We start from the raw sequence: 3,990 nt of genomic DNA, 5'->3' as shown, positions 1-3,990 counted from the left end.
CCTCCTCTACCTCTACCCGGGCAACGGCAAAGGCGGCTGGCTCAACCGTTCCGTGGTGGGCACAGGTTGGAACGCGGTCAACAAAATCATCACCCCTGGCGACTTCGACGGCGACCACAACGTAGATGTCATGGCACGCGACGCCGCTGGAGCCTTGCGCCTCTACAAAGGCAACGGCGCGGGCGGCTGGGCCGGCATGGCTGTGGTTGGCCAGGGCTGGGGCGGCATGACTACCATCGGCGCGGCGGGCGACATTGACGGCAACGGCAACGTAGACGTCTATGCGGTGGACGGCTCCGGCCAACTGCTCGCCTACTACGGCGACGGCGACGGCGGTTGGAACGGCGCCGGTGCCATCGGCTGGGGCTGGGGCGGTTTCAGCGCAGTCTTCTAAAGATTGGGGGATTCCATGACACTTCATTCTTCCGTTCTTCCTTCACGGCAGCCCACGCGGCGTGGTTTCCATCTCTTGCTGGCAGTACTCCTGTGCGCCGCCCTCGCCATCGCCATCCCACCGACGCGGGCAACCGCGGCAGGACCGGCGCCGCTCCCCACCGTCGTCACGCGGACATCACCTGCCACAGTGGTTCCCGGCAACGTCATCTCCCTGTCCTTCACCCTCAGCGGCCCTGCCCAGGAAGTCGGCTTCGCCTACGTCAACGAGGACACGTTGGAGCAGGCCATCCTCTACGGACCCACCAGTACCGCTCCGGGGCCCTACAGTGCGCAGGCCAAAGTGCCGGTCAACGGAAGCGCATTCAAACGAACGGGCCGGTACAAACTCCTCAGCGTCAACATTGTGCTTCCTTCCGGGCAAGGGTCCGTGCGCTATGGCCGCGACGGCAACATCCTCTCCTTGAGCCAAGGCCTCGAAGCACCTACGCAGCGGCCTGGCGCTTTGGACGGCGTCGACTTCGCCGTGAACAACCCCAACTTTCCGCTCATCGACAATCCCAACACCAAGCCACCAGTGGTGTCCGGGGTGGCACGCTATGACCAAGTACTGACCACGGACAACGGCACCTGGACCTACCCGCCCACCGGCTTCGCTTACCAATGGCTGCGGAACGGTCAGCCCATAGCCGGCGCCACCGTCAACAGCTACCGGGTAGCCGAAGCCGACCTCGACCAGACCCTGTCCGTCAGGGTCACGGCCACCCGGTCAGGCTACCGGGCTGTATCGGCATCCTCCCTGCCGCTCACACCCACCTCGCCCATCACCGCAACTGCCCCCACGCTCCTGGGCAAACTGACCATCGGCGAGAAACTCACCGGCCTCTTCAACGAGGCCGGCGTTTCCACCGGAACAGCCGGCGGTACCGTCAGCATCAGGTATGAATGGGTGCGGAACGGTACCCCGATCAACGGGGCCACCGCCAAAACCTACACGCTGACCGCGGCCGACCGTGGCGCCGTCGTGGGCTTCCGTGCAGTAGTCCAGGCCGGCAATCCGGTCACTGCCACGCGGCCCTTCACCGTGTACAGCCGCACCGTGGTCAGGAACAAAGCCCACACAGCAGGATTCGACGCCGGTACCTCCTTGGACCTGTTCGCCCGGAACGCCTCGGCGAACCTGCTGCTCTACCCCACCGACGGCGCCGGACGCTGGCAGGCCGCGAAGACAATCGGATATGGCTGGGATGTCTTTGACCGCGTGTTCAACGCCGGCGACTTCAACGGCGACGGGTTCAACGACGTCCTGGCACGCGACGACGCCGGCACCCTGTTCCTCTACCCGGGCAACGGAACCGGCGGATGGCTGCCCCGCAAGGAAGTCGGCTGGGGTTGGGACGTCTTTGACGCCGTCATTCCGGCCGGCGACTTTTCCGGGGACGGCACCAACGACCTTCTGGCACGCACGCCCGCAGGAGCCCTGGTCCTCTACCCCGGCAACGGCAGCGGCGGTTTCCGCTCCCCCGGCGCGGTAGGCCAAGGTTGGGATGCCTTGAGCCAGGTCTTCTCCCCGGGCGACTTCGACGGCGACGGGAATCCCGATGTCATGGGCCGCGACAATGCCGGGAACCTCCGGCTCTACGGCGGGAACGGCAGCGGAGGCTGGACTACAGCGCGCGCCGTCGGCACCGGCTGGAACGTCATGGCACGCATCGGCGGCGCAGGCGACTTCAACGGCGACGGCATCAACGATGTCTGGGCCATCGACTCCGCCGGCCAGCTGAACATGTACTACGGCAATGGCAGCGGAGGCTGGAAGGGCGCTGGCGTTGTCGGTTGGGGCTGGGGCGCGTTCACAGCGGTGTTCTAAGCCGATTTTGGTTGAGTTTCGGGTTTGACCCACGACACATTCGGGAGAATAACGCTAATCCAATCCCAATAGCTGTCCCCAGGGATGCCGGGCTGTATCCTCAACTCAATTGGCCTCCACAGGCCGCTCTGGTCTGCACCAATTGGGGGAATCTTGGGGTCTCATCCTGCTCTGCGCTTTCGTGCTGCGTCCACCGTGGTTCGCGCGCTTTTGATGACGGTTGCCGTTGTTCTGGCGGCTGTTGTTGTGACGCCGGTTTCACCTGCCATGGCCGCCACGCCGGTCCTCTCCACATTTACGCGGGCCTCCCCACTAACAGTCGACGCCGGCGCTCCAGTCAGCTTTTCCTTCACCACCTCCGCTGCGGTCAAGCGTGTTGAAGTGGGGCTGCGGAGTGCTGCGGGAACCCACATTATGGCCTGGACCTCCGCCGGCGCCAAGGCCGGAACTGTTGCCGGCATCGCTTCCGCGTCCTCATGGCCAAACGGCACGATCGAGGTGAGCTACGTCCAGGTGATCACGACTGCGGGCACCTCCCAGGTGTACTACCGCGGCGGCGGCGTCTACCCGCCCGGAACGGGCACCTCGCCTCTTGGTGATCCCGTGGCACTGGACTTCAAGATCAAGAACCCGCTGCTGCCGTACGTTGCTCCTGTTCCTACCTCCCTCCTGCCGGCCAAGGCCATCTTCGCTCCCGGACAAACGTCCGGGGTGCAAGTGAAACTCTCACAGCTTGCCCAGTCAGTCCGCCTGATCTACCGCGACGCTTCGGAGGTCACCACCTTCGAGCTGGCATGGACAGGCACCCCGGCGCCGGGACCCCAGACCGTTACGGCGACAGGGGCAATCACTGCCGCCCAAGCTTCCGGTAAGTACACGCTGGAGCGCATCGAGGTCTCCTACTTCGACGGTTTGGCCAAGGACAGCTACGTTCGTGACGGCACCTTGGAGCGGACATCGCCGGTTCCGATGGGAACCGCCGTGCGGGCAGCACTTTCCGCCGGCGACTTTACGGTGAGCAACCCTGCGAAGGTGCTGCAGAAGCTGACTCCTTCGGTGGCGCCGAGTATTGCGGGGGATCTGGTTCCCAATACGGTCCTCAGTATCCAGCGTGGAACATGGCCCGTGGAACCAGTTCTCTCCGACTTTCAGTGGTACCGGAACGGCAATCCCATCGACTACGCCGTAACGGACGAGTACCAGTCCAACATGTCCTCCGACCCCGCAAACATGGTTTGGGTGAAGATGACTGCCCGGGCGGCAGGGTATCTGCCCGCCAGCGTCTCCACTTTGGCGTTCGGGCCGATGCCCCGCAGGGTCTGGGTCAGCAACCTGCGCATCACCGGAGACGCGTCAGTGGGCGGCGTCCTCCGGCTGGAGCACGGTGCCGCAGGTGTCGATCCCGAGGGCGGGCAGCCTGGCTATACATACGTCTGGAAGCGCAACGGCACTCCCATTCCGGGCGCCACGTCCCGGGACTACCGGACAACCATGGCTGACAAGGGAAACATCATCACGGCCGGAGTAACGGCCCGCTTCGACGCAGGCTCGGCTATCACCGAAGTTGTTGACCTTGTGGGTCCATTGGCCGACAAAACCCGCGGTAAGGGCTTCAACGCGGACGGGACAGGGGACATCTTCGCCCGCGATACCGGGGGCAACCTGTGGTTGTACCCCAGCAACGGCAGCGGCGGCTGGTTGCCCGCCCAGAAGATCGGTCAGGGCTG

The 3,990-nt window shown here is 64.6% G+C and carries 3 protein-coding genes; all 3 read left to right on the top strand.

Going from position 1 to position 3,990, the window contains the following annotated elements:
• Positions 1-394: VCBS repeat-containing protein (locus tag HP499_RS21690; protein WP_172326171.1), on the top strand; the 394-nt coding region annotated here is incomplete at its 5' end.
• A gap of 15 nt (positions 395-409) precedes the next feature.
• Entirely contained in the window at positions 410-2,263 is a 1,854-nt protein-coding gene (locus HP499_RS21685) for an FG-GAP-like repeat-containing protein (RefSeq protein WP_172326170.1), read from the top strand.
• Positions 2,264-2,476: 213 nt separating this feature from the next.
• On the top strand, positions 2,477-3,990 hold a 1,514-nt coding region (locus tag HP499_RS25310; protein ID WP_253951737.1), incomplete at its 3' end, for a hypothetical protein.

The organism is Paenarthrobacter sp. CM16, from assembly GCF_013179505.1.
In the GTDB taxonomy this organism is placed as follows: Bacteria; Actinomycetota; Actinomycetes; order Actinomycetales; family Micrococcaceae; genus Arthrobacter.
Note: the sequence above shows the minus strand (reverse complement) of the source record. Positions and strands in the feature narration are given on the sequence as shown.

Excerpts from the sequence above, each read along its gene's own strand:
- HP499_RS21685 (WP_172326170.1), top strand. The coding sequence starts at position 410 with ATGACACTTCATTCTTCCGTTCTTCCTTCACGGCAGCCCACGCGGCGT.